A 26,117-nucleotide genomic window follows, 5' to 3' on the forward strand; every position below is an offset into this window, starting at 1 on the left:
TATCAGTCCACGGGCAGGGCGTAGAGGGTCGCGCCGTTCACCACGACGGCCATTCCTGGTGCGCTGGTCACGTATCCGCTGACCTCACCGGCCCGCTGTCCGGTGCCCGCCGGCGCGAAGCGCCAGCGCGGTGAGCCATCAACCGCGTCGAACGCCTCGACCTCCGAGCCGTTCTGCTGGAAGACCGTGCGTCCCGTGTGGCTCAGGCCGGTCTCGCTGTACCGCATGGACGCGACGCGCGTGAAAGCAGGACCGTGCCGCCAGCGTTGCTTACCACGGCGGGTGTCGATCGCGTAGGTGTCGATGTTCTCGTCGGTGAGGCAGAGGGTCCGGCCGTGAACCGCCGGGGCGGTGTAGAGATAGCCCCCGGTGGTGAACTGCCAGCGCCGCCTGCCGCTGGCGAGGTCGTGTGCCTGCACGGTCTTCCGGTCATAGGAGATCAAGAGGTCGCCGGGTGCCGTCACCCTGATGTCCTGGGCATCGGCGCTCACGCCCCGGTAGCTGCGCTTCCACAGCTTCCGGCCGCTCCGTGCGTCCAGCGCGAGGTAGGACCATGGCTCCTCGGACAGCGCGCCCCGTGTGCCCGGGACGAGCACAGCGCCCTCACGCAGCACCCCCTGGCCGGAGAACTCGGTGCCGCCCTTGAGCGGGATTGGTGTCTGCCACAGCTCCCGGCGCCGCGCGACATCGTAGGCGACGACCACCTGCCCTTGGTCGTTTCCGTCCACGACATTCCCGGCCAGCAACCAGAGCGTGTCTCCGTCAGCCGCCAACACCGAGTCGAAGAACAAGTGGCGGCCGGAACCGTCGTAACGCCGCTCGGTCCACACGACTTTGCCGGTACGGACGGAGACCGCCGAGAACTCGGAGGTCGACGGCTTCAGAAAGAGGCCCCCGCCCAGCAGGGTGAAGTCGCCGCTCGGCCACAGGTCGTCCCGGCTCCACAGCTGCTTGCCGTCCCGGAGGCGCACCGCCGCCACCGACTGCTCGGCCCTAACCAGCGCGATACTCCCACGCCAGAGCAGCGGCGGGTGATCTGGGACCTGGTCGACCGTCAGCCGCCACAGTGGAGCGGGTGCAGTTCCGCGGACCCGGGGGACCGGCCGACTCCGACGCTGGCCGTCGTTGAAGGCCCTGGCCATCCCCGCCCCGGCCGCGCCCAGGGCGAGTCCGGCCGCGCCGGACAGCGCTCCGAGGGTGACGGCGCGCCGGGACGGCCGCCGCTGGCTTGCAGCCGGCTCCGGGGCTGTTGGCGGCGCGAGCGGCACCGTCACCGGGTGGCGCGCCGCCTGTGCGGCCAAGGCCGCCCGGACGGCTTCCGGCAGGGCCGTGCCGCCGGTGGTGAACACATGAACCAGGGAGCCGGGTTCCGGCCGGTCCGCGGGGTCCGGGGACAGGCAGGCGGCGATCGGACCGCGCAGGCCGCCGATCAGAGCGTCGGGTGCGGCGTCGAGTCGGCTCGTCGCCGCGTAGACCAGCACCGCCCCGAGCGCGTAAAGGTCGCCCTGGGGCCTGAGTTGTTCGCCCGCACGCCACTCCGGCGGCAGGGTCGACGGAACGATGCCGTGCGCCGCCCCGGCGCGGCGTCCGGCGTCCGCCGAAGCCGCGCGGGCCAGTCCATAACCGGTAAGCCGTGGACCGTCGGGTGTCAGAAATACGGATCCCGGCGATATTCCCGCGTAGACCAGGCCGTTGGCATGGGCCGCCGCGAGGCTCTCAGCAAGCGCCACCCCCAGCGCGCGCACCGTGGGCTCCGGGAGCGGACCGCTGTGTGCGGCGAGCGCGGCGGGCAGCGGCAGCGCGGGGACGCAGTCGTGGGCGATCCAGGGGAGGTCCGCGACGGCCGGGGCGACGTCAACGACTGGCGCCGCCCAACGTCCGCTCAGCCGACGGGAGTTCTCGGCTTCGGCGCGGAAGCGGACCGCGTATCCGGCGTCCTCGGCGAGCGACGAGTGCGGGAACGTCAGGACCACCACGCGGCCGGTACGGTCGTCCCGCGCGATGCGGCGCCGGGCGTCCTCGGCGTGGCCTGAGACGTCCAGGGTGTCGAGGACACGGTACGGTCCGAGCTGCGAGGGCCCGTCCTGGTCGGAGCGCTCCGTCCGGGTGTCCGGATTCGGCGGTTTCATGCGTCCTTCCCTAGTCCATGGGCAGCGCGTAGACGCCGCGCCCATTCACCACGACCACCGTGTCGTCCGTGAGCGCCACCGTGCGTCGCCGCGCCCCTCCCTCGCCGACGTCCATGAAGCGCCACAGCAGGGAGCCGTCCGCCGCGTCGAAGACGTCCACCTCGGCGTCGCCGGCCATGAGCACCCTCCGCCCCGACGGACTCACCAGCGTATCGGGAGTGTCCGGCGCCACCGCCATCTTCATCACGAAGCCGTAGGCACGTTGCCAGCGGACCGTTCCGGTTCGGGCCTCAACGGCGTGCAGCGCGTAACCGCCGTCGGCGACGTACGCCGTCTTCCCATGAACGTATGGCAGGCCGAAGTCCGCGAGATGGCCCTTGGCGTCCTTCCCGAGCGACCGGAGGGACCACGCGCTCCGGCTGCCGTGGACCGGGTCGAAGCCCCGCAGGGTGCTGGCGACGGCCGCGATCAGCGTGCTGTTTCCGTCGCTGGTGACAAACCCTTCCGTCCCCACGCCCTGATACGCCCGTTGCCAGAGCCGTTTCCCGCTCTCACGGGCAAACGCGATGGCCTGTCTACCGCTTTGGCTGCCGCTGTCCATGACGACCAGCGCGTCCTTCAGCAGATGTCCGTCGGTGAATGCGCCGGGCAGAGTGCGACGCCATACCTCTCGGCGCGTGCCGACATCGAAGGCGACCGCGGCATGACGGTCGCCGCCGCTTCCTCCGCCGATCGTCACGGTGAACCAGACTGTGGACCGGTCCACCGCCAATACGTGCCCGAGCAGGGCCTGAGCGCCGCGTCGGTAGTCCTTGCTGCGCCAGCGCACCCGGCCGGTCAGCGCGTCCAGCGCCACCAGTCCGTCGCCCGGGACGAACAGCGTCTCCGCGTCAATGGTCCAAGGCGCTCCGGCGGGGCGGAGCCCGTCATGTGTCCACAGCCGTTTGCCGGTACGCAGATCGATCCCGTGGACCACCGTCTTCCCCGTCAGGACCACGACCTGGTCCCGCCAGACGAGGGGGGCGTACGCGGGTGCCCCGCCCGTGACATCGTGCCGCCAACGAGGCTGGGGCGGCGCTCCCTCGATGCGGCGGCGAGAGCGATGGGCAGCGGCGAGGCGCTCGGCACGGGTAGGGGGAGGGAGGTCATCGGGCGCCGTCGCGGTCCAGATGGCTCCGGCGCCCACCGCGACCCCCGCGGTGCCGCAGACGGCGCCGACGAGAAGTCCGCGCCGCGACGGCCCGGTGGATGAGGCGGGTCCGGTGGACGGCAATGGTTCGGCGGACCGCGGCGGCTCCCCACCATTGCCAAGCGTCTCGAGCCCGTCCGCGGATTGCGCGCAAGGCATCTGCCCGGTGTCGACCTCCGCGTCCAGCACCGCCGAGGACTGTGCCGACAGTGCGGCGATCACTCGCCCCGGCAGCCAGCCCGGCCCCAGCAGCGCCGCGGCCGGGCTCACCCCGCCGCTGTCCCGTACGGTCGCGCTCCAGCCCGCGGGAAGCATGCCGGCTCCGGGCAAGCTCCCGGGTACGCCAACGTCCGCCGCATCCGGCCCCGAGAACACAGGCGGTGTGTTCACCGGCGACGGAAGACCGCGAGCCAATTCGTCCAGCAGTGCCTGAGCCGTCGGCCTGTCCGCCGGGTCGGGTGCGAGGCAGGCGCCCAGAGTGTCCCTCAGTTCCTCGGGCAGCGTGTCGACGTCGGACCCCAGTCGCCCCGTCGCCGCGTACGCCAGAACGGCGCCCAGCGAGAAGACATCGCCTAAGGGGCGCGGCCGCCCGCCCGAAAGCTGCTCCGGCGGCAGTACGGCGAGGGCCACCCCCGGCAGGTCCGCCCGTATTTCACCGTCCGGTCCCGCTACTCGCACGGTGCCGAATCCGGCGAGGCGCGGCCCGTCCCCCGCCACGAACACGGTGTCCGGCGCGATTCCCGCGTGGGATGCGCCGGTGGCATGAATCCCTGCCAGCGTCTCGGCCAGGGCGGCACCAAGTGCGCGCACGGTGGCAGCCGGCAACGGACCACCGTGTGCCTCCAGTGCGGCCGGCAGCGGCAGCATGGGCAGGTATGGGGAAGCACTCCACGGTGGCTCGGCGAGGTCGCCCGCCAGTTCCACGACCGGAGCGAGCCGGTCGGGCGGCTGGCTGTCGGCCAGCAGACGGGCCCGTTCCGCCTCCGCCAGGAAGCGGCCGCGATGGGCCGGGTCGTCGGCGGCCTCCGACAGCGGTGTGGTGAGCACGACCGTCCTGGTGCCGCCCGCGCTGCGCGCGACGAACTGCCGGGCCGTCACTGTGACCTCGCCCGTCCCCTGGGTCAGCCTCGCAATGAGGTGGTAGGGGCCGAGCCGCCGCGGATCGTCCGTGGTCAGCGGTTCCACACACGCGCCCCGCCTCGACCGGGCAGGCCGAGTCCCGTGTCAGCCACTGGTCATGCTCCGTGCGGAGGAGTAGACGTCCAGCACCGCCAGGCACAGCGGCACCAGGGAGAGCAGGAAGGCACTCTCGGCCAGGTCCGACAGACGTCCCCAGAAGGGGGAGACACCGACCCGTGGAACGATCAGGGCGATGGCGACGAGCAGAGCTGCCCCCGCCGTCACGGCCGCGGCCAGCCAGATCGTCCGTACGTCGAGCGGACCCCGGTCGTTCTCGGTGATCAGCTTCAGGACCGCGTCGGCGGGCGGGTTCAGCGACAGCCCGAGCACCAGCAGACCGAGGGAGACCAGACCCGCGCCCAGGACCGAGGCGACCTGCGCGGTGTAGCGGAAGAGCCGGGCGCGCAGCAGCATCGCGAGCCCCCCGGCGAGCGCCAGCAGCTGGCCCCACATGCTGTCGGAGAAGCCGAGGACGGCGGAGGAACCCACGACGACGGCGGAGCAGCCGCCGACCAGGCCGAGCAGCATCTCGTGGCCCCGGCGCGCCTGGGTGGCCACCCGCTCGGCGTCCAGCGGCTCGGCGGCAGGCGGGGTAGTGGGGTCCAGGCTCTCGTCGGCCGCCGCATGGGGTGGGGCGTAGCCGATGGGGAGACGGGCGACGCGCGCCGACAGACCGGGCAGGAAGGCGATGGCGCCGATGGCCACGACGGAGCAGACCGCGGCGGTGTCGGCGGGGCCGGCCTCGGTGAGGATCGCGCAGAAGGTGGCCAGTGTGCCGACGCTCGAGGCGAACACGGCCGCGACGAACGGGGCGTCACCCCGTGGCATGGCGGCGACCAGGGCGACGGAGGCGATGAGCACGGTGGCGCAGCCCAGCAGGAACTGAAGACGGCCGACGCCCTCGCCCTTGTCCAGGGCCAGCAGGCCGGAACCCGCGATCATCAGATGCGGAAGGGCGCCGAGGCCGAGCGCGACGGCGGAGGCACGGTCGTCGTAGACCCGCGCCCGCACGCCCGCGAGGGCGGTCAGCAGCAGGCCCACCGAACCCGCGATGATGCCCGGCAGCCCGTGCATGTCGTGCCGCATCGGGTCGGCGAACCAGAGCACGAAGCCCATGAGGACCAGCAGGAAGGAGCCGCCGGCCAGGCCCGCGGCGCGCAGGAAGCCGTCCCGCCACAGGGTGCGGTCCCGGGTGACGGCGGAGGCGATGGCGTCGGAGACGTCGTCGTAGACGGCGGGCGGCAGCGACTCGGCGAACGGACGCAGGGACAACAGCTCCCCGTCCAGCACCTGCTGGGCGACGAGCGAGCGCGAACCGTCGAGCACCGTGCCGTTGCGCCGCACCAGGTGGTATCCGGTGGGCGCGCCCGCGGGCTGGGTCTGACCGGTCAGCCGGAGGATCTCGGGGCAGACGTCGGCGACGGGGACGTCCTCGGGGAGCGCGACGTCGATGCGGCTGTCGGGCGCGACAACAGTGACTCTGCAGAAACCGGTCGTAGCGGACGTACTCACTTTCGGGGCCCCCTCGTTCGGTCTTCTGCCTCGCTCAATGATGCGCGCGGCGGCCACCCTACCCGGGTCATCACACCGATACGTCGATAGGATCGCTGTCTCGCGGAGGGAGGCCGTCGCCACGGGGGTGCCGGACGAGAACTGTCCCTGCCGCGTGGAGGGATGAGGGATTCGGTGAGCCAGGTCGTCGTCAAGCGCCAGCCACGGGCTCTGCCGCCCGAGGTGCCGACCGAGGAACTCCGCCTCGAACCGCCCCCGGAACTGCCGCGCGGGCAACAAGAGGGCATCCTGATGCAGCTGTTGCCGACCCTCGGCATGGGCTCGTCGATGGTCTATTTCTTCATGCCGGGCGCCGCTCCCATGATGAAGATCATGGGCGTGATGATGATGTTCTCCACGCTCGGCATGACCGTGGCGATGATCATGCGGTACCGGCGGGGTTCACAGGGCCAGATGGCCGACACCCGCCGCGACTACCTCAAGTACCTCGCGCAAACCCGCCGGACGGTGCGGAAGACGGCCCGGTTGCAGCGCAGCGCGCAGTACTACCTCCACCCCTCCCCCGACCAGCTGTGGTCGGTGGTGGCCGAGGGCAGCCGGGTGTGGGAACGGCGGCTGAGCGACGAGGACTTCGGCCAGGTGCGGATCGGGCTCGGGGCGCAGCAGCTCGCCACGCCCCTGATCGCCCCCGACACGGCCACCATCGAGGACCTCGAGCCGCTGACGGCGGGCGCGATGCAGCAGTTCCTGGCGGCTCAGGGCTCGCTGGACGGTATGCCGATGGCGGTGTCGCTGCGCGCCTTCTACCACCTCACCGTCTCCGGGGTGCCGGAGCATGTGCACGGGACGGCGCGGGCGCTGGTCGCCCAGCTGGCCACGCTCCACTCGCCGGAGGACCTGGTCATCGCGGTGGTCGCCGCGCGCGGCTCGGCGGAGCAGTGGGAGTGGACCAAGTGGCTGCCGCATGTGCAGCTGACGGGCACGGTCGACGGGGCGGGCTCCCGGCGGCTGTTCGGCGATTCGCTGGCCGAGCTGGAGGAGCTGCTCAAGCCGCGGCTCGAGGGCCGTACCCGGTTCAGCCGGGACGCCCAGCCCGCCTTGGACCAGCCGCATCTGGTGGTCGTCCTCGACGGCGGCATGGTGCCGCCGGACTCGGCGTTGGCGTCGGCCGAGGGCCTTCAGGGTGTGACCGTCATCGAGGTGGTGCCGGGCGAGCTGGAGGAGCTGCGCGGCGGTCTGTCGGTCGTGGTCCGGCCGGGCAAGCTGCAACTGCTCTCGCAGGTCGCGGAGTACGAAGGGGTACCGGACACGCTGTCCAGGGAGGCTGCCGAGGCGCTGGCGCGGCAGCTCGCCCCGCTGCGCATGGGTGTCGGCGACGATGACGAACCCCTGCTGGCCAACCTCGACTTCACCGATCTGCTGGGCCTCGGCGACGCCGGTTCGGTCGATGTGTCGCGGACCTGGCGGCCACGTTCCCTTGCCGAGCGGCTGCGGGTGCCGATCGGAATCTCCGAGGACGGCTCGCCGGTCATGCTGGACCTGAAGGAAGCGGCCCAGGAGGGCATGGGCCCGCACGGTCTGTGCGTGGGCGCCACGGGTTCGGGCAAGTCCGAGCTGATGCGAACCCTGGTGCTGGGGCTGGCGGTCACCCACTCCTCGGAGACCCTGAACTTCGTCCTGGCGGACTTCAAGGGTGGTGCGACCTTCGCCGGGATGTCCGAACTGCCGCATGTCGCCGCGGTCATCACCAACCTGGCCGACGACCTGACGCTGGTCGACCGTATGCGCGACTCGATCACCGGTGAACTCCAGCGCCGCCAGGAGCTGCTGCGCTCGGCGGGCAACTACGCCAACGTCCACGACTACGAGAAGGCGCGGGCGGCCGGTGCCCCGCTGGAGCCGCTGGCCTCGCTGGTCCTGGTGATCGATGAGTTCAGTGAGCTGCTGACCGCGAAGCCGGACTTCATCGACATGTTCATCCAGATCGGCCGGATCGGCCGTTCGCTGGCTGTGCATCTGCTGCTGGCCTCACAGCGGCTGGAGGAGGGGCGGCTGCGCGGTCTGGAGACCTATCTGTCGTACCGGATCGGTCTGCGGACGTTCTCCGCGGCGGAGTCCCGCACCGTCCTGGGGGTACCGGACGCCTACCATCTGCCGTCCGTCCCGGGTTCGGGGTATCTGAAGTTCGGCACGGACGAGATGACGCGCTTCAAGGCGGCGTACGTCTCCGGGACGTACCGCACCGGCGCCCCGACCACCGAGGGAACCGCGGAGCTGCCCATCGAACGCAAGCCGGTGCTCTTCACGGCCGCGCCGGTGCCGGTCAGCTACGCCGCCCCGGACCCGGCGGCCCTGCTGGCCTCTGCCTCGGCCCGGACGGACGAGGACGACGCGCTGGCCGAGACGGTCCTGGATGTCATCGTGGGCCGACTGGAGGGCCAGGGACAGCCCGCGCACCAGGTGTGGCTGCCGCCGCTGGACAAGGCCCCGTCGCTGGACGAGCTGCTGCCGTCGCTGGCGCCCTCGGCCGAGCGCGGACTCCAGTCGGCGGACTACGCCCGGCCCGGCGGTCTGGTCGTACCGCTCGGCCTCATCGACAAGCCCTTCGAGCAGCGGCGTGACATCCTCTACCGCGACTTCTCCGGCGCCGCGGGCCATATGCTCGTCGTCGGCGGTCCGCAGTCCGGCAAGTCCACGCTGATGCGCACCCTGATCGCGTCCTTCGCGCTCACCCACACCCCGGCCGAAGTCCAGTTCTACGGGCTCGACTTCGGTGGTGGCGGTATGAGCGCCGTCGCCGATCTGCCGCATGTGGGCGGGGTGGCCTCGCGACTGGACCCGGAGAAGGTGCGGCGGACGGTCGCCGAGGTGGCCGGGATTCTGGCTCGTCGTGAGGAGTACTTCCGCTCTCAGAACATCGACTCCATCGCCACCTACCGCCGCCAGCGGGCCAACGGGCTCCACGCCGACCAGGGCTGGGGCGATGTCTTCCTGATCGTCGACGGCTGGGCCAACTTCCGCTCCGAGTACGACATCCTGGACGGTGTGGTCACCGACATCGCCGGACGCGGTCTGGGCTACGGCGTCCACATCATCGTCACCGCCTCCCGCAACATGGAGGTCCGCGCGTCCCTGAAGGACCAGCTGCTCAACCGGCTCGAGATGCGGCTCGGTGACACGATGGACTCCGAGTTCGACCGCAAGGTCGCCGCGAACGTGCCGGTGGGCGTCCCCGGTCGCGGGCAGCTCCCGGAGAGGCTCCACTTCATGGGCGCCCAGCCGCGGATCGACGGGGGCAACGACCCCGAGACGATGACGGACGCGACGGCCGAGCTGGTACGGGCGGCGGGCGCCGCCTGGTCCGGCCCGCAGGCCCCCCGGGTCCGGCTGCTGCCGCGCAGGCTGCGCGCGGACGAACTCCCCAAGGGATTCGAGCAGCCGCAGCACGGCATCGCCATCGGTATCGACGAGACCAACCTCGAGCCTGTCTTCGTCGACTTCGAAACCGACCCCTTCTTCCTGGTCTTCGGTGAGAGTGAGTCGGGCAAGACCGCGCTGCTGCGTCTGATCGTGAAGCAGATCACCGAGCGCTACAGCTCGGACGAGGCCAAGATCGTGGTCGGCGACTACCGCCGTTCGCTGCTCGGGGCCATCCCGGACTCGCATCTGCTGGAGTACGCGCCGATCGCCTCGGCCCTGGAGCTCCACGCCAACGCGCTGAACGGGCTGATGGAGCGACGGGCCCCGAAGCCGGACATCACCCCGCAGCAGCTGCGCGACCGCAGCTGGTGGAGCGGTCCCCAGTTCTTCGTGATCATCGACGACTACGAGCTGGTCTCCACCAGCAGCGGCAATCCGCTGGCCGTGCTCACGGAGAATCTCCCGTTCGCACGCGATGTGGGAATGCGGTTCATCATCGCCCGCAACTCCGCCGGTTCCTCGCGTTCGATGTTCGAGTCGTTCATGCAGCGAGTGAAGGAACTCGGCGCCCAGGGTGTGGTGTTGTCCGGTGACCCGGGTGAAGGCGACATTCTGGGTGGAGTCCGGCCCCGGCCCATGCCGCCGGGCCGCGGTTTCTTCGTCTCCCGTAAGCGCGGGATTCCGCTGACTCAGCTCGGCTGGCTGCCTGACCAGTAAGCCGCCTCGTCACGAGGGCTGTTCCTCCCCTACCTCCCTGGCCCCTGGCAAAGGGAGGTAGGGGAAGCCCGTGTGGGACTGGGGTGAACGGAACGGGCACCCCACAGGACGCGAAAGGCGAATGGGGTGGACGACCGTGACCGGTCGTCCACCCCATTCGCGGTGGCGCCATCGTTCAGAACGAGATGTCTTGGAAGAGGTTCGCGTTCTTCTTGTCCGTGGTGTGGTAGTCCATCTTGCCCTTGCGGACCTTGTGTGCGACGTCCTTCAGCGTGGTCTCGATGTGGTTGGCTCGAACGTTGAACTGCTTCTCGGCCGCCAACATCATCTGGTGGGCCTCGCCCTCCCAGCCGGCGGTCACCTTCTTGACCGCGGCCACGATGTCCTCAATCTGCCTGCGCACCGCCGCCGCACCCCGCTCGATGTCACCGGCGGTGTCCTCGAGCGAAGCGTATGTGACCTTGATGTCCATCGGGTCGCCGGACATTTATGCCCCCATTCCTGGTGAAGTTTTGGTCATGCCGAAGCCATATGTCCGCGCCGGGCGCCCGTGTCGCGCCCGGCCGGATCAGAACGCGTCGACCTTGCTGTGGGCCAGACCGTCCGCACCGCGACCGAGGTGGCCACCCTTGTCGGCACCATTGACGTCGATCTGGCTCAACTGGGCAGCGATCTCATCATCGTTCGCGCCACTGGACCGGTGGGTGAGCGCCACCGCTTCGTGAATCTGGACGATCAACTGGCGCAATGCCTCGTGGTCCTCGTTCAGAGAGGTCTGCTTCTCCCTGAATTTCATGCCAGCCTGACCCGTCCAAGCCGACTCGACTGTGGCGACGGCGTTGATCAGGGTGCGCAGGTTCGCGGAGAGGCCTTCGCTGACAAGACCGAGGTCGGTTTCGAACTTCTTGAAAGCTGCGTCGCTTATCCTCTGAGTGCCCGACATGTTCCACCTTCCCCCATGATGTGTTGGTGAGTTGGGATGGGGTCTTGCTTCAACTCACCACTGAATTCCTACTTACCGTAGGCCGAACTGGCAACCCCTCGTCTTTCACCCACGCCGTCATAGGGCACCACGGCGCCTCATTACGGCGAAGGCGACCGCACCACCGACCACAACGGCGACACCGGCTCCCAAAGCGATCCACAACGTGAGGTTGCCACCATCGTCGCCGTTGCTTGCCTTGGTCTCCTTATCGGGCTTCTGGGCTTGCTCCTTGCCCGAGTCCGAGCCGGGAGACTGCTTCTGTGATCCAGCGTCTGGAGACTTAGACGCAGAAGAGGAGGGATTTGGTTTCGTCGCGCCCTCGCGAGCGAGCAACGGATTGGTGTTGGCGGGGCCTGGGTCGCCCTCGCCGTCGAGAAGTACCTTTCGGGGGCGAACGGAGCCGTATCCGATGTAATCACTCGGAATGGGTCCGGACTTGGGCTTCGCCGCGGTCTGCATCATGACCCGGAGGACCTGGTTGTTGGTCCAGTTGGGGTGCTTGGCCCAGATGAGAGCGGCGGAGGCGGAGGCGATGGCCGTAGCTTGGCTGGTGCCGCGTCCCTTGCAGATGCCTTGGGATTTTGTACAGCGCTCTGCGATGTCGTTCCCGACGGCTACCAATGACACACTGCCGTTGCTCGTTGAGAACTTGGTAGCCTTGCCGTTCTTGTCAATGGCACCAACACCCACAACGCCGGTAAGCGCGGCGGGATACGACAGGAGGTTCTTCCCTTCCCTGTCGTTGCCTGTTGATGCGAAAATCAAGCTCCCCTTCTGGAGAGCGTAGTTCACCGCAGCCTGGGTCTTGGTGAAGTATTCAGGAATCCCCTCGGCTCCGATCGACATGTTCAGAACCCGGGCACCGTGATCAACTGCGTAGCGAATGGCCTTTGCCTGCACCGATCCAGCAGATTCTACCTGCATATCGATCCGCAGGGCTTTAATCGGAAGAATCTTGGCCTCGGGTGCCAGGCCCTGGATGCCGCCGCCCGCTCCGGTACCCGCGATGATCCCTGCCATGTTCGACCCGTGCCCATCAGGGTCCTGATGAGGATCCGTGGCCTTGCGCGCGGCATCAGTTCCCTTCAGCAGCTGACCACGCAGTTCCGGGAGAGATCCGTTGACCCCCCCGTCGATGACAGCAACGGTAACCCCCTTCCCCTTGCTCACCTTCCACATCTGCTCGGCCTGCATGGCCTCCAAGTACCACTGCTGGGACCTGATGTCCTCCGCGATTGCCACAGGTGCAAGACCGCTCATCGCCACAAGACCGGCTCCCAGCAATGCGAGAGCCGACAAGGAACGCTGACGCGCTCCATAGTTCCGAAATGGCATATGTGAGTGCTCTCCTCGGCCTTGCACCTGCGGCTGACGCGTCAGTCGATGACCGGCGGGACGGTGTCGCGCCGCCCTGCGGTCCACGTCTCTTCATCTTCCTGAAGGTAGTCGGGCCTGGTTCCGTTCTGGTCCTGCCGGTCACCAGGGTGAGTGGCTCCGCCGCGGGGCGGAATCGTTCCCGGGGTCTGGGCATTGCGTACCAGGCCCGTTCCCCCAGGAGTGAACTCGGACCGCCCCTTGCCTGTTGCGCGTGGGCTGCCGGTCACCCCACCCGGTTCCGAAGAAACCCGCCGGGCACCAGTGCCACCGGGACCGTTCGGGCCTCCGGTGATCGGATGGGACCCCGTCCCCATGGGGCCACGCACCGGCATACCGCGCTCTTCGCCCACAACCGTGGTCCGCGGCAGGCGCTGACCGTTCGCCGGCCCCTTCCCGTTCGGGCGGTCGACCATGCCACCGCGCTCGGAGGCCAGGCGTCGGCCCGAGCCGTTGGGACCGGGGGTGGTCGGGTTGGTGTGTAGCGGGTGGTATCCCCCACCTGTCAGGTTTCGCCCCATGAGAGGGCGCTCTTCACCGACCACGGGGGCCTGCGGAAGCCGGGAAACAGGGCCGCGCGGCGGACGGGACAGACTGGTGATGCCGTCCTGAGGTCCGTTACGCGGTGGGATCAGCGGCCGACCCGTCGTCGGTCCCGGGGGCGTTCCGATAGGCCGCCCCACGGGGCCAGGCGGGGGCCCTCCGCGCAGAGTCGGAGGAACGTTTGGCATGCGACTGGCCCCCGGAGGGATGGCGCGGGTGGTCCCTGGGGGAATGGCGCGGGTAGTTCCCGGCACCACGGGGCCAGGGACGGGGAACGGGCCTGGGCCGGGGAACGGGCCTGGGCCGGTGGTGCGCTGCTCCGGTCCGACGGGCGGTGCCGTGGGCAAGGTCGGTCGGTCGATGGGATCGATGGGCGGTGCGGTGGAGTCGATGTTCGTGCCCGTCGCCGGAGGAGCGGTCGCACCGACGCCCGAGCCGACCTCTCCATCAGTACCGACACCCGGGTGACTGATCGGCGTGGCGCTCCCACCGTCAGACGAGTGGGGAGCACTGGCAAAGGACTTCGGAGAAGCGGTCACCCCTCCATCCGGGGAGGCGGCAGCCGAAGCGGGGGCGACGCCTGAAGGCGCCTCGCCATCGCCACGCCCGACGGCCGCAGGCGGCAACAACGGAAAGTTCGGCTTCTCGAGCTTCCCCATCTCCGTGTGAGCAGCCTCGTAGTGCGAGTCCAGCCTGGCCATCGCTCTGAGCGCGTCTTGACGCTCGTCCTCAACCGCCGCCTTCTCTTTCGTCGACAGACCCACGCCGACCTTCCCCGGCGAGTCGATGTCGCGCTTGGCGTCCGACAGACCTGTACCGGCTTCGCTCATCCAATGGCCGACGTTCTTGGCGTACTCGGCCATGATGAATGTCTGGTTGGCGAGTTCCCTGCCCCAGTTCTGGAACGCCGTCGCGCCCTCGCCCTCCCAGTCCGCCCGTTCGACGTGAGCCCTAAGCTCCTCGGCAAGCTCGAAGAGGGGAGTGTGAGTGGCCTGCAGCGCCGTCCCCACGTCCCACAGCCGGGTCGGATTCGCGCTGGCGATCATGTTGAAGAGGTCTGCCTTGGTGAGGCCTTCGAAATCACCCTTAGCCATCTACTTCTTCCCCCTCACGTCGCGTCGCCGCTGGCTTGGTCACTGCCGTGCCCACCGCCATGCCCACCGCGGTTGTGCTGCTTCGCCGTTTCGGGATCGCGGTAGTGCTCCCTCGTCTGTGTCTGGATCTCGTGCAGACGACGGGCCTGTTCGGCGTCTATGCCGCCGTAACGGTCGTCACAGACAAGGGCCATCAGACCGAACGCTTCGACCTGATCCCCGAAGGTCTTCCACATGGTGGTCAGATCAGTGTGGATCTTCTCGTACAGGTTGGCCAGGGCGTCGGACGATTTGAATTCTTGACCCGAGCCGTAGACGTCCCGGGTGATGGCCTGCTGTGAAATCTCCTTGCTCGAGGCAGGAGTCTGGTCAAGGTCGGTCAGGACCTTCTCGATCCGCTTGTGCAGCTTGGTGAGCTTCTCCGAGCTCGCGACCAGCCTCTTGCCGAATGGCGTCTCAGGCACAGACCCCGGATCAAGTGGCCTCACGCTGTTCCTCCCCGTACCCCGTATGACACCAACGATGTCCTACACCACTCTAGCCACTCGGCGTGGACACCCCAACTCCCAAGTAGTGCAGTTCACTCGACAGTTCCGTAACAGCCCACGGCCCCGGTGCACGTTACCGAGGACACCACACTCTGACCTGAGTACGCATACCTATTTCGCCGCCCGGCGACGCCTCCGCTCGTTGAGCACGGTCGCGAGCCCCGCGATGACCGTGACGAGGACCAGGGCGCCGCCGAGGGCGTACGTGGCCAGGCGTTCCTTGCGCTCCTGGGGGGTCTCACCGACCGTCAACGGAGCCGCGTCCGGGGAGTCGACGTTCGCGGCGGGGTCCTTGTCGAGGGTGACGTGGTTGATGGCCTCACCGTCGTCGGTGAGGGCACGGACCGGGTCGACCACACCCCAACCGACCCGTGAGTCATGGCCGTTGATGGAACGCTCGGCGGTCTGCTCGATCTGGGCCACGACCTCGTTCTGCTTCCAGTCGGGATGCTTTGCCCGGATCAGTGCGGCGACGCCCGCAACGTAGGGGGCGGAGAAGCTGGTGCCGTTGTCGACGCATTGGCCGCCCTTGGGGACGGTGGAGACCATTTCGACGCCGGGGGCGGCCACATCGACGAAGTCACCGGACTGCGAGAAGGCCGCGCGCTCGTTGTTGCGGTCCGAGGCGCCCACGGCCAGGACGCCGTCGTAGGCCGCGGGATAGGTCTCCCGCAGCTTTCCGTCGACGCCGTCGTTGCCGGCGGAAGCGACCACGACGACATTGGCGTTCAGCGCATTCCGGACGGCCTGCTGAAGCTTGTTGTTGGCCCGGAGCGGTTTGACGGTGTCCTGGGAGATATTGATGACGCGGGCGCCCGCATGGACCGCTTTGTCGATGGAGGTGGCCATGGTGTCGGTCGTACCGGATCCCTTTTCGTCGTTCTGGCGAATCGGAATGATCCTCGCCTCGGGGGCGATACCGACGAATCCGGTGTCCGGGTGGGGACGGGCGGCGATGATGCCCGCGACCTTGGTGCCGTGGCCGACCAGGTCGTCGGTGCCGTTGCCCTTTTTCCCCTTCTCCATGCGGTCTTTCTTCTTCTTGCGCGTGTCCAGGACCTCCGTGCCGAGTTTGGTGTCGACGGCGTCCTTCAGCTGCTCGTTGGTGTTGTCCACACCCGTGTCGATGACGGCGACCTTCACCGGACGGCCGTTCTTCTCCTTGCCCTTGGTGTCCTGCCACAGCTGGTCGAGCACAACCCGCTGGAGCGACCAGGGGGTGCCCTTGATGGGCTTGGCGGGATAGGTGCACTGGCCGTTGCCCGCCAGGGACATGACCGCGGCCGGGGACGGCGAAAGGGGCCCGCTCGCGGCGGAGAGTGCCGTGAGGGAGGCCGCGGCCGACAGAGCCAGGGATCGGGTGATGCGCGACCCGCGCTGGGGATTCCTCATGATCCGCATGACCTCAGGACCCCTGCGGCTGCCGGGCGCTGTTCTTGTCCAGCCGCGGCCCACGGGGGAGGAACTCGGACCAGGTGTCGGGTACCGGCACCGGGGTCACCTCCTTGTAGCCGAGCCGCTGCTTGGCCTCCTCGGGGTTCTGCTGGGCCGCGTTGGCAGTGGACTTGTCGTCCGGTTCAGCGCCGATCTTCGACTTGCGGGCATCGCTGTCGTTGTTGGACTGGACGGCGTAGCGCAGACCGGTGTCGGTCACCAGGAACACCGAACCGTTATTGACCTGGTGGCCCTGGACCTGACGGTAGAGAACGCCGGAGCCGGGGGTGACATAGGCGCTGGTGGCACCGTCCGGAATGGTGGCCGGGAAATCACGGCCGGCCCAGGTGGCCGTCTTGGGGTCGCCCTTCCCGCTGACTCCGCGCAGAACGCTGCAACTGGTGTCGCGCGCGCTGCTGCCCAGTTCCGGGTCGACGGAATTGGCCTGGGCAGGAATTTCGTCGGGCCAGTTGTAATCGTCGCCGTAGAACTCCTCCTCGTCCGAGACGAAGGAGGAGGGGCGCACCTGCTCCGGACGGTTCTTCTGCCCCAGGTCGCCCAAGTCATCGCTGGCGAGCAGCAATTTGGCGACGAACTGCGAGATGCGTTCCACCTTGCCCTTGAGCACCACATAGTGCTGCTTTCCGTTGCCGGTCGAGGTCTCGAGGACCATGCCGACCTTGTTGGCCTTCCCGAGGCTGGGCACTCCGGCGTTGGCACCGACAGTGCCGGGGATGTCCGGGAAGGTGATGGGCTTGCCGTCCCGGAAGGTGGCCAGCCAGTCGTTCGTCACCCGCTGCGGCTTCTCGCCATCATGGAAGACGGTGCGCAGCAGGAGGCTGTAGGTCCTCGGGGAGGTCTTCTGAAGGTTGGGGCCACCGATGAGGTACTTGGTGCCCTTCGGGTCGACGAGGTAGCGCGCGCCCTGTTTGTCCTCCACATAGAGGGCCTGACCGCTGTGCAGCGCCTGCGAGCCGTGCAGCTTCTTCAGCTTCGGGTCGCGGTCGGAGAAGAGGAAGACCGCTTTCTGTGTGGTTTTCCCGTTTCCGCCCGGCTGTTCGCAGACCGCCCACTCCATCTGCTTCTTCGCCTCCTCGGCCGAGGGCAACCGGTCCGGGGCGTAGGGAATGCCGATGGTCGGGCCGCGCGGGATATGCCCGTTGTCGAGTTCCGATTCCTTCACCTTGACGATGCTCGACTTCTCGGGGTCGAGCAGCAGTTTGGCGGAGGCGAAGTTGAGGACCGGGTGGAGCTGGACCTTCCCGTCGGTCTTGAGCACGACGTAGCGGGTGGTCGAGTCGCTGCCGACGACCACGTGCGAGGCGACGTCGTCCCAGCCCTTGGGTGCCACCGGCTTGAACATGCCCCAGGCGCCGAATCCCGCGAGGATCAGGGCCCCGACCACCACCCCGGGGAGCACCGCGCGCAGCGGGCGCGGAGCGCCCTCCTCGGTGCCGCTCGGTGTGGGTTGCAAGAACGCGGCGACTGTCCGCTTCTTCGCAAAGATATAGGCGTTGAGTTCATCCCGCCGTGATGCCATGTTTAGCCGCTTCTCCCCGCTTTTCGGCCTCGGTAGTCAGGTGGCCTGCCCTCGGACCCGGTCTCGTACCGACCCTCTACTATGCCGGTAGTCAATTGACTCATGGTGCTCGGGGACACTGGTAGGGAAGACCAACGACCGGGCCGTTGGGGCGGGTTTCGGACTGTAAGGGGCTGACGGGGATGGCTGCCGCAACGCGCACACGTACCGCGAGGAGCGCGTCCGGCCGGCGCACACCGAGCGGACCCGGTGGCCCGGCCCCCGCTCCGGCTTCCCCGGCCGCGGGGGCCGCGCCGAGTTCGGTGACCCCGCGCCCGCTGCCTCGCCCCGGCAGCCTGGGTCCGCTGCGGCTGCAACAGCTCGTGCTCATCGAGGTGGCCGCGGCGGTCACGCTGGTGGCATGGACCATCGATGAACTGATGCTGGTCCCGGCGGCGGTCGTGGCCGTGGCGCTGATCCTGCTGGCCGTGGTGAGGCGCCATCAGCAGGCGATCCCGGAGTGGCTGGCCACGGCCCTGGCGCTGCGCAGGCGTCGGCGGCAGGCGTCGCAGCCGGTCGACGCGGGCATCGACCCGGGCTTCACGCCCGTCGTCGAATGCGAGCCCGCCCTGCGGACGTACACCTACACCGACCGTGAGCGCCGCGCGGTGGGCATGGTCGGGGACGGCACCTTTCTGACCGCCGTCATCCAGGTGGAGGCGGTGGACGCGCCGCTGCGCCCGCAGCGCGCCCAGCGTCCGCTGCCGCTCGCGCTGCTGCGCGACGCCCTGGACGTGGACGGGATCCTGCTGGAGTCGGTGCAGGTCGTCCAGCACGCCATGACCGCGCCCGCGCCCCATCTGCCCGCGCAGGCGGTGGCGGTGCGCAACTACGGGCCGTTGCAGGAGAACACCGGCGCGCCGTCCACCCGGCTGACCTGGGTGGCGCTGAAGTTCGATCCGGAGCTGTGCCCGGAGGCCGTGGAGGCGCGCGGTGGCGGTCTGGAGGGTGCGCAGCGGTGTGTGCTGCGTACGGCCGACCAGCTCGCGAGCCGGTTGCAGGGGGCCGGTTTCGGGGTGACGCTGCTGACGGAGGAGGCGCTGACCGCGGCCATCTCCACGGCCGCAAGCGTCAATCCGGTGGCTACCGCCCAGGCCCGGCAGACCAACACCCTGTCCCGGCGCACCGTGGAGACCTCCCGCACCTGGCGGTGCGACGACCGCTGGCACACCACCTACTGGGTGGGCCGCTGGCCGCAGATGGGGCCGAGCGCCGCCCCGCTTCCGCAGTTGGCCGCACTGCTGACCTCGCTGCCCGCACTGGCCACGACCCTGACCCTCACCCTGCGCCGCGGCGGCACCCAGGGCGGGCGGCACGCTCCGACGGTGAGCGGACATGTGCGGATCACCGGCCGCAGCGCCGATGAACTGGTGGAGATCCGGCGGGAGTTGCAGCGCACCGCGCGGGGGGTGCGGGTCGGGCTCGTACGGCTGGATCGCGAGCAGGTGCCCGGAGTCCTCGCCACTCTGCCCCTGGGAGGGACCCACTGATGGCCACGCCGACGACCGCCCCCTACCGAGCCCCCGCCCCGGCCCCCGCTCCCGCCCCCGGCGGAGCGGGCGATCCCGCCGTCGCACCCGCACCGCGCAGGATGCGGCGCGGCTTCGGGCTGATCGGCCCCCGACGGCAGCCGCATGAGCTCTCCCCGGAGCAGTTCGAAGCGCTGGCGCTGCCGATCGGTGACGACGGGGTGGTGATCGGCGTAGGCGCCCGCGACCAACCCGCGGTGCTCGGTCTGCACCGCCCCACGCCGTTCAACATCCTGCTGGTCGGCGGATTGTGGACGGCACAGGTCATCGGGTTGCGCGCGGTGGCCACCGGCGCGCGCGTCACCGTCGAGACCGGCCGCCGTCAGATGTGGACCGCGCTGACCCAGGCGGCCAACGGCGGCCACCAGAGCATCACCCTCCATGACGTGGGCCGGGTGCCGCCGCAGGGCGCGTCGATCGGCAGCCCGGTACTGGTGATCCGGGACGCGGGAATGCGGCCGCCGCGCGGCCGGGTGTCCGCGGCGCCCTGGCAGTCGGTGCTGACGCTGCTGCCCTATCTGAGCCCGGTCGCGCCGCGGCTGATGGAGAACGCCGATCTGGTCGGCATCCAGCGGGTCTCCCCCGACGAGGCCACTCAGGTCGGGAAGATCATGGGCCTGCCGACCACGGACGTCGAGTCGCTGTCCACCCTGCCGGACGGGGTCACGCTGTGGTGCAACCGCCGCTCACGGCTGTATGTGGCCACGCATCCCACCGATGTGGAGACGGGGTTGCTGGGCGGGCCGCGCCGGATGGACTGACCTCGCGTCGGTTCACCGTGCGTTTCTCCCCAGTGGTTCTCCGTGTTCGATTGCCGCCGCCCGCGGGGTGGATCAGACTTGTCCCGTCGGGCGGACGGATGTCCGCGGTATGTGAAGGGAATCTCCACCGATGGCTGACGCCAAAGAAAAGGCCGAGCTGTACGCCCTCGATATCTCCGGTGTCGAATGGCTCAGCGCGCCTGGCAGCACCTCCGAGGACCGGGTGGAGATCGCCTACCTGCCGAACGGGGCGGTGGCGATGAGGAGTTCCGCCGATCCCGAGACGGTCCTGCGCTACACGGAGGCCGAGTGGCGCGCCTTCGTCCTGGGCGCGCGGGACGGCGAATTCGACCTGCGCTGAGACCTGCGCTGAGCGTACGGCGGAGGGGGCGGACACCGGCCGGTGTCCGCCCCTCCTCATGTCTCCAACGGATGGCGCCAGGGGCACTCAGGACCCGAAGGCGATCAAGATCTTCTCGTGTGTGCCCGTGGTCCCCGCGACACGGTCCGAGGCGATGTAGAAGACGCCGTTCCGGTAGATCCGGGTGGCGGTGGCGAGGACGGTCTCCGTCTTGCGGGTGGCCCGGGGCAGTTGCAGAAGTTTCTTCGGCGTACCACCACCGGCGCCGACGCTCACGACCGTCCCACCACCGTTGAGTGTGGGCTGCTCGTAGACGATGAGGTTCTTGCCGTCCAAGCTCAGCGGCAGCAGCATCCGGCCGCCCACCTTCAGGGCCCACTTCCTCTTCCCGCTGTCCAGGTCGAAGGCGTGGATCTCGTTGCCGGGGCCCGAGCCGACGGCCGGTTTCACCTCGGTCGGCAGGTAGAAGGTGTCCGCGGTGGCGGCGACGCCCTGGCAGGCGCCCATGTCGGTGCCGAAGAGGTCCATCCGGCACTGCGGCTGGTAGGACTGCTTGCCCAGGGCCAGGGAGGAACGCTCCTTGCCGCGGTCCGAAATCGCCAGTATCCCACCGGACTTGCGGTCCTCATTGCTCAGCGCGACGACGGCCGGGCTGCTGGAGAAGATCTTGCTGACCTTGAAGCCCTTGCGGACGACATAGGTCCACTTGATCTTTCCGGCCGGGGTGAGCTGCTGGAGTTTGGCGGAACCGTCGTTGCAGGAGTACGCGCGCAGCAGGACCTTGCCGCCCGCGTAGCCGTCCACCGAGCAGGCGGGGCTCATCTCGCCCGGCGAGACCTCCTTGCCGTTGTCGACCCGGACCATGGCCGAGCCGCCGAACCAGGCCAGACCGACCAGATTGCCGCTCTGGGCCATGCCCATGTTCGAGTGGTCGCCGCCGAAGGGGCCCGACTCCGGGGCGTCGTGGTCCCAGAGCTTGACGCCCTTGTCGAGGTCGATCAGGGCGAGCCGGCTGCACGAGTTCTTGCGGTGGCCCGCGTAGGCGACCACGACCTTGCCGTCCGTGGCCGAGTCCGGCGCGGCGCACACGGCCTTGGGCAGCGACAGCGACCACCTCTCCGCGCCGTTGTCCTTGTACGCGGTCACCTTGGTGTCAACGGCCTTGACGACATGCCCCTTGCGCACCCAGAAGCCGGGCGCGTCGACACCGCGCCGGGTGAGGTCGGGCGCGGGTGTCTGGTAGAGGACCTTCGCCTCGCCCGGCCGACGGACGTCGTTGGGGTCGCTCTCCTGGGCGTTGTCGTCCTTGTTGTCGCTGTCGCCACCACCGGTGGGCCCGGCCGTCGGCTTCTTCCGGTGGGGTTCGGCCGGGGCGGTGCTCGAGGCGGCGGGCTTCTTCTCGCCATCGTCATCGCTGAGGACGGCGAAGACCGCGCAGCCCGCCGCGAGCAGCACGGCCAGCGCCGTGCCGATGACAACAACCTTCCGCTTCTTGTCTCGACCACCACCGGCACCGCCTTCGCCGCCGTCGGCCGGCGATATGCCGTACGGCGTCGCGGAGTACGGACCGTCGCCCGCGGGCCGGGTCGGGTCCGTCGCGTACGGATTGCCGGGGGCGGGCGACGGCGGCCCGGGAGGCTGCGGCACATCGGGCGCCGGGGATGGAGGAGGTGTGGACTGACTCGCGGGGAGCGCCCCGGTATGCCAGATCTGGGGTGGAGTGTGCCGGTCCGACGGAGGAGGGGCAGCCGAAGCCGGGGGGGCCGGCGGCACCTGAGGCGGGGTGGGTTCCGGTGGCGGACCGAAGCCGCCTTCGGAAGGCTCGGGTTCCGGTGGCGGACCGAAGCCCCCCGCGGGCGGGCGGCGGGGCGGTTGAGGCGGCCGCGACATCAGCGCTCCCCTCTTAGGCAGGTCCGTCGGCATTCGAGCGGATTTCTTTCTACCACCGTTAGGCCGTGGCTCTCCCCGGGGTTGAGCGGGTACACGGCCAGGTAAGGCATGGTGAGGCATCGGACAGCACCTTGAGTGCCGACGGGCCTGCCATAGGGGCGCTCAGGGTGATTAGTCTTGGTGTACGCGGTGGAGAACCTGATCAGGTATCCCCGGCGTCACCAAAGGGGAAAGCCGAACGGTCGGACGACAGTAACGATCGGCAACAGATCGGCCTCGCCAAGAATTTCAACGGTGTTCGACCACACCAGGAGGCATTGTGAGCAGCGATCGGGACGAGATCCGCACGGGCGGAACCACACCCGGCGATGATCGGTCCGACGCGGAGACCGAGCACACGGGCGAGTTCACCATCGACTACACCCCGCCCGCCTGGTACACGCAGAACGCTTCGCCGTCACCAGCGCCGCCCGTCCCCGGGCCGGCCGGGACGACACCCGGGGGGACCAACGGATCCGGAGTGGACACGGGGGCCGGCGCGGGGGCCGCACCCTCACCTCCGCCTCCGCCGCCGACCGGAACCCCGGTGTCCGTACCGGGCGTTCCGGATCCGAACGGCTTCGCGGGGTCGTGGCCGCCGCCCCCGGCGCCGTCCACCGAGACCGCGCCTGCGGGGCCCGATCCGACGGGGCCCGCCGCGACGGCGTCCCCCGCGACCGGTTCCGCTGCGACCGGTTCCGCTTCGAGCGGGTCCGGTGAGGACGAGACACCTCCGCGGACCGCGAACGATGCCGGGCCGGGCGGGACCGGAGATGAGCGTTCCGGGGAAATGAGCGCTGCACCCCCTGTGCCCGACTTCTCCCCAAACCCGGTGGTTCCCACCACCGCTGACGCCGAGGCGGATGACCTCACCGCGGAGAGCTCGAAGAGCGTCGCGCGGGACGAGCGGCCGGAGCGGGACAACCTGGCCGAACCGGCCCCGGGAACCCCAAAGAAGGCCGACGACGACTACGCGCTGCCGCCGGCCACCGCGCAGACGAACACCGCCGACCAGGACGCCGACGCCGCCGAGAGCGACAGCGGCAACGTCCGCAGCGAAGGCACCCTGCGGTTCTCCACCGCCGCCCTGCGGGCGGAGATGGCCCAACTCCGCGCCGCCGAAGCCACCGAGAGCACCGAGAGCACCGAAAGCTCTGACAGCGACTCGGGTGCGGAAGCCGAGCGGTCCTCCGAGCCGGACAGCTCCGACTCCGGTGCCGCGGACACCACCGTGCCCACCGGCGGCGAGGTGCGCAGCGAGGGCACCCTGCGGTTCTCCGCGGCCGCGCTGCGCCAGGACTTCGCGGCACGGCGCAATGCCGAGAGCGAGGCGGCGGACGCCGGCGAGCCCCAGGACGCGATCCCCGAGGGCGCGGCACCGCAGGGCGCGGCCGTGCCGGACGCGCCCTCCCCGGAGCAGCCGCCGGCCACGCCGTGGGCGCCTCCGGCCGCTCCGCAGTCCGGACTGCCGCCGCTGCCACCGGACTTCCAGCCCGCCGCACCGCAGAGCGCGGACGGCGGTACGGGCGGTGCGGGCGGTACGGCCGCGCCGGAGCCCACCGCTCCGCCCACCCCGCGGCCCAACGAGGGCGCGCCGTGGCACTCCGGGAGCGGCACCTCCCCGGCGTCGGTCCCGGAGCAGCGTACGGACGGCCCCGGGGCCGGAAGCGGCACCGGAGGCGGTCTGCCGCCGCAGTCCGCCGCCTGGGCGCCGCCGGTGCCCGGTCCGCAGGGTCAGCCCGCGCCCGGTATCCCGGCGCCCGCGTCACCGCAGAGCGGCTACGGCTACCCCCGCCCCGGCGAGGGCGGCCCCGGTCCGGTGCCGGGTGCGCAGGGCGGCCCCGGTCAGCCTGGCCCCGCCCCGTTCCCGGGACAGGATCAGGCACCGGGCCAGGCACCGGGCCAGGCACCGGGCCAGGGCGGCGCGCCCGTGTCCGGCGCTCAGCCGCCGGCCACCCCCGGTCCGCAGCCTCCCCAGAGCCCTCAGCTCCCGCAGACGGCTCAGTCCCAACCCCAGCCCCCCTACGGCTATCCGCACCAGGGACAGCCCGGGCCCGCCGGTCCGGGGCAGCCCTCGGCGCCCGCACTCGGGCAGGGCGGCTACGGCTTCCCGCGTCCGCAGGCGGAGCCACAGGACGCCGTCCCGCCGCACCACCCGCAGCCCTCCCCCGCGCAGCAGGAGCCCGGTCCGTACGCCCAGCCCGGTCCGCAGGGAACGGCTCCGCAGGGAGCGGCAGCGCAGGGAGCGGCAGCGCAGGGAGCGGCACAGGGCCAGGGCGGCTACGGCTTCCCGCGCCCCGACGCGGCTCCCGCACCGCAGGACGGCTACGGCTACCCGCGCCCCGACAGCGGCGCGGCCGCCGCGAACGCCGGTGCCGGGGCGGACGCACCGGCCGATCCGCGGACCGGCGGCTGGCCCGTCGTCACCCCGGACCAGCGGCGTCAGGCCGCCCATGGCGCGGGCGCGCCGCTCGGTTACACGGCGGCGGTCGAGCTGTCGTCGGACCGGCTCATCCGGGGCAAGCAGAAGCCGAAGAAGAACAACGTCGGCGGCTCGCGCTTCAAGTTCGGCGGCAAGAAGGAGGAGGCGGAGCGGCAGCGCAAGCTGGAGCTGATCCGTACGCCGGTGCTCTCCTGCTACCGCATCGCGGTGATCAGCCTCAAGGGCGGCGTCGGCAAGACCACGACGACCACCGCCCTCGGCGCGACCCTGGCCACCGAGCGCCAGGACAAGGTCATCGCGATCGACGCCAACCCCGACGCGGGCACCCTCGGCCGCCGGGTGCGGCGCGAGACCGGGGCGACCATCCGCGACCTGGTCACCGCGATCCCGTACCTCAACAGCTACATGGACATCCGGCGGTTCACCTCGCAGGCGCCGTCCGGTCTGGAGATCCTGGCCAACGACGTCGACCCGGCCGTCTCCACGACCTTCAACGACGAGGACTACCGCCGCGTCATCGACGTCCTGGGCAAGCAGTACCCGATCATCCTCACCGACTCGGGCACCGGTCTGCTCTACAGCGCGATGCGCGGAGTGCTCGATCTCGCCGACCAGTTGATCATCATCTCCACGCCCTCGGTGGACGGCGCGAGCAGTGCGAGCACCACACTCGACTGGCTGTCCGCCCATGGCTACTCGGACCTGGTCTCGCGCAGCCTCACCGTGATCTCGGGGGTCCGGGAGACCGGGAAGATGATCAAGGTGGACGACATCGTGTCGCACTTCGAGACGCGCTGCCGCGGGGTGGTCGTCGTGCCGTTCGACGAGCATCTGTCAGCGGGCGCCGAAGTGGACCTGGACATGCTGCGGCCGAAGACCCGTGAGGCGTACTTCAACCTCTCGGCCCTCGTCGCGGAGGACTTCACCCGTGCCCAGCAGGCACAGGGCCTGTGGACGGCGGCCGGCGGCAGCGCCCCGCCGCCGCAGATGGCGCCGCCGATGCCCGCGCACGGTCAGGGGCAGTACCCGGGCCAGGGGCAGGGCCAGCAGCCGGGTCCGCAGCAGGGCCAGGGACAGCAGCAGCCCTACCCGGGGCCGTACGCGCCCCAGCCGGGGCAGCCGCAGGCCCCGGGCCAGCCGCAGCCCGGACAGCCCCAGCCGGGCTATCCGCAGCCCGGTCAGCCGCAGGGCTACCCCCAGCAGGGACAGCCGGGTCAGCCGGGCTCCCAGCAGGGTTGGCAGCAGCCACAGCAGCCGCAGCTGGGACAACCGGCCCAGCCGCCCCAACAGGCCCAGGGGCAGCCGGGTCAGCCGTGGCCGTCCGGTCAGCCCGCGCAGCAGGGCCAGCCGTGGCAGCAGCAGCCCCCGGCGGGGCCGCAGCAGTAGCGGCG

Annotated in this window: 15 protein-coding genes and 1 pseudogene; 6 read left to right on the forward strand and 10 right to left on the reverse strand. The window is 70.0% G+C overall.

Going from position 1 to position 26,117, the window contains the following annotated elements; all coding sequences use genetic code 11:
- Nucleotides 1-2 precede the first annotated feature (2 nt).
- Genes AC4BEG_RS08775 through eccD form a run of 3 tightly spaced genes read right to left on the reverse strand, consistent with a single transcriptional unit; the run spans nucleotide 3 to nucleotide 6,009 of the window.
- Nucleotides 3-2,129: an outer membrane protein assembly factor BamB family protein gene (locus AC4BEG_RS08775; protein ID WP_490705336.1), complete on the reverse strand. Its 2,127-nt coding sequence runs from the start codon at nucleotides 2,127-2,129 to the stop codon at nucleotides 3-5.
- A gap of 10 nt (nucleotides 2,130-2,139) precedes the next feature.
- Nucleotides 2,140-4,503, reverse strand: coding sequence for an outer membrane protein assembly factor BamB family protein (locus AC4BEG_RS08780; RefSeq protein ID WP_490705337.1), 2,364 nt, complete (start codon nucleotides 4,501-4,503; stop codon nucleotides 2,140-2,142).
- A 39-nt stretch (nucleotides 4,504-4,542) separates the two neighbouring features.
- Nucleotides 4,543-6,009, reverse strand: a complete 1,467-nt coding sequence (gene eccD, locus AC4BEG_RS08785) for a type VII secretion integral membrane protein EccD (protein ID WP_490705338.1) — start codon at nucleotides 6,007-6,009, stop codon at nucleotides 4,543-4,545.
- 174 nt (nucleotides 6,010-6,183) lie between these two features.
- On the opposite strand from eccD, the gene eccCa reads away from it, so the two are divergent.
- Complete coding sequence (eccCa, locus tag AC4BEG_RS08790; RefSeq protein WP_490705339.1) at nucleotides 6,184-10,146, forward strand: type VII secretion protein EccCa; 3,963 nt, start codon at nucleotides 6,184-6,186, stop codon at nucleotides 10,144-10,146.
- Between the two features lie 175 nt (nucleotides 10,147-10,321).
- On the opposite strand, the gene AC4BEG_RS08795 is transcribed toward eccCa, so the two are convergent.
- From AC4BEG_RS08795 to eccB, 6 genes are all read right to left on the reverse strand, one after another.
- A complete protein-coding gene (locus tag AC4BEG_RS08795) occupies nucleotides 10,322-10,633 on the reverse strand; it encodes a WXG100 family type VII secretion target (RefSeq protein WP_490705340.1) in 312 nt (103 codons plus the stop codon).
- 81 nt (nucleotides 10,634-10,714) lie between these two features.
- Complete coding sequence (locus AC4BEG_RS08800; protein ID WP_490705341.1) at nucleotides 10,715-11,089, reverse strand: WXG100 family type VII secretion target; 375 nt, start codon at nucleotides 11,087-11,089, stop codon at nucleotides 10,715-10,717.
- Nucleotides 11,090-11,206: 117 nt separating this feature from the next.
- Complete coding sequence (locus AC4BEG_RS08805) at nucleotides 11,207-12,391, reverse strand: S8 family serine peptidase (protein ID WP_490707028.1); 1,185 nt, start codon at nucleotides 12,389-12,391, stop codon at nucleotides 11,207-11,209.
- A 1,765-nt stretch (nucleotides 12,392-14,156) separates the two neighbouring features.
- A complete protein-coding gene (locus AC4BEG_RS08810) occupies nucleotides 14,157-14,630 on the reverse strand; it encodes a DUF2563 family protein (RefSeq protein ID WP_490705342.1) in 474 nt (157 codons plus the stop codon).
- A 171-nt stretch (nucleotides 14,631-14,801) separates the two neighbouring features.
- Nucleotides 14,802-16,082, reverse strand: coding sequence for a type VII secretion-associated serine protease mycosin (mycP, locus tag AC4BEG_RS08815; protein WP_490705343.1), 1,281 nt, complete (start codon nucleotides 16,080-16,082; stop codon nucleotides 14,802-14,804).
- 13 nt (nucleotides 16,083-16,095) lie between these two features.
- Nucleotides 16,096-17,664 carry a type VII secretion protein EccB gene (gene eccB / locus AC4BEG_RS08820; RefSeq protein ID WP_490705344.1) on the reverse strand — a complete coding sequence of 523 codons (1,569 nt, stop codon included), beginning with the start codon at nucleotides 17,662-17,664 and terminating at the stop codon, nucleotides 16,096-16,098.
- A gap of 182 nt (nucleotides 17,665-17,846) precedes the next feature.
- Between eccB and eccE the strand changes: the two genes are divergently transcribed.
- From eccE to AC4BEG_RS08835, 3 genes are all read left to right on the forward strand, one after another.
- Nucleotides 17,847-19,193 (forward strand): type VII secretion protein EccE, encoded by a 1,347-nt coding sequence (eccE, locus tag AC4BEG_RS08825; protein WP_490705345.1) that lies wholly within the window; start codon nucleotides 17,847-17,849, stop codon nucleotides 19,191-19,193.
- A complete protein-coding gene (locus tag AC4BEG_RS08830) occupies nucleotides 19,193-19,993 on the forward strand; it encodes a hypothetical protein (protein WP_490705346.1) in 801 nt (266 codons plus the stop codon). Before eccE ends, AC4BEG_RS08830 begins: the two co-directional genes overlap by 1 nt.
- 130 nt (nucleotides 19,994-20,123) lie before the next feature.
- Entirely contained in the window at nucleotides 20,124-20,354 is a 231-nt protein-coding gene (locus AC4BEG_RS08835; RefSeq protein WP_201882713.1) for a DUF397 domain-containing protein, read from the forward strand.
- An 87-nt stretch (nucleotides 20,355-20,441) separates the two neighbouring features.
- On the opposite strand, the gene AC4BEG_RS08840 is transcribed toward AC4BEG_RS08835, so the two are convergent.
- Nucleotides 20,442-22,001, reverse strand: a complete 1,560-nt coding sequence (locus AC4BEG_RS08840) for an outer membrane protein assembly factor BamB family protein (RefSeq protein ID WP_490705347.1) — start codon at nucleotides 21,999-22,001, stop codon at nucleotides 20,442-20,444.
- A gap of 562 nt (nucleotides 22,002-22,563) precedes the next feature.
- Between AC4BEG_RS08840 and AC4BEG_RS08845 the strand changes: the two are divergent.
- Together AC4BEG_RS08845 and AC4BEG_RS08850 are read left to right on the forward strand one after the other, a co-directional pair.
- A pseudogene (locus tag AC4BEG_RS08845) lies at nucleotides 22,564-22,638 on the forward strand (SCO5717 family growth-regulating ATPase); the annotation flags it as partial.
- Nucleotides 22,639-23,073: 435 nt separating this feature from the next.
- Nucleotides 23,074-26,112 (forward strand): MinD/ParA family ATP-binding protein, encoded by a 3,039-nt coding sequence (locus AC4BEG_RS08850; protein WP_490707029.1) that lies wholly within the window; start codon nucleotides 23,074-23,076, stop codon nucleotides 26,110-26,112.
- Nucleotides 26,113-26,117 lie beyond the last annotated feature (5 nt).

It is taken from the genome of Streptomyces sp. JLBJ103 (assembly GCF_058215575.1).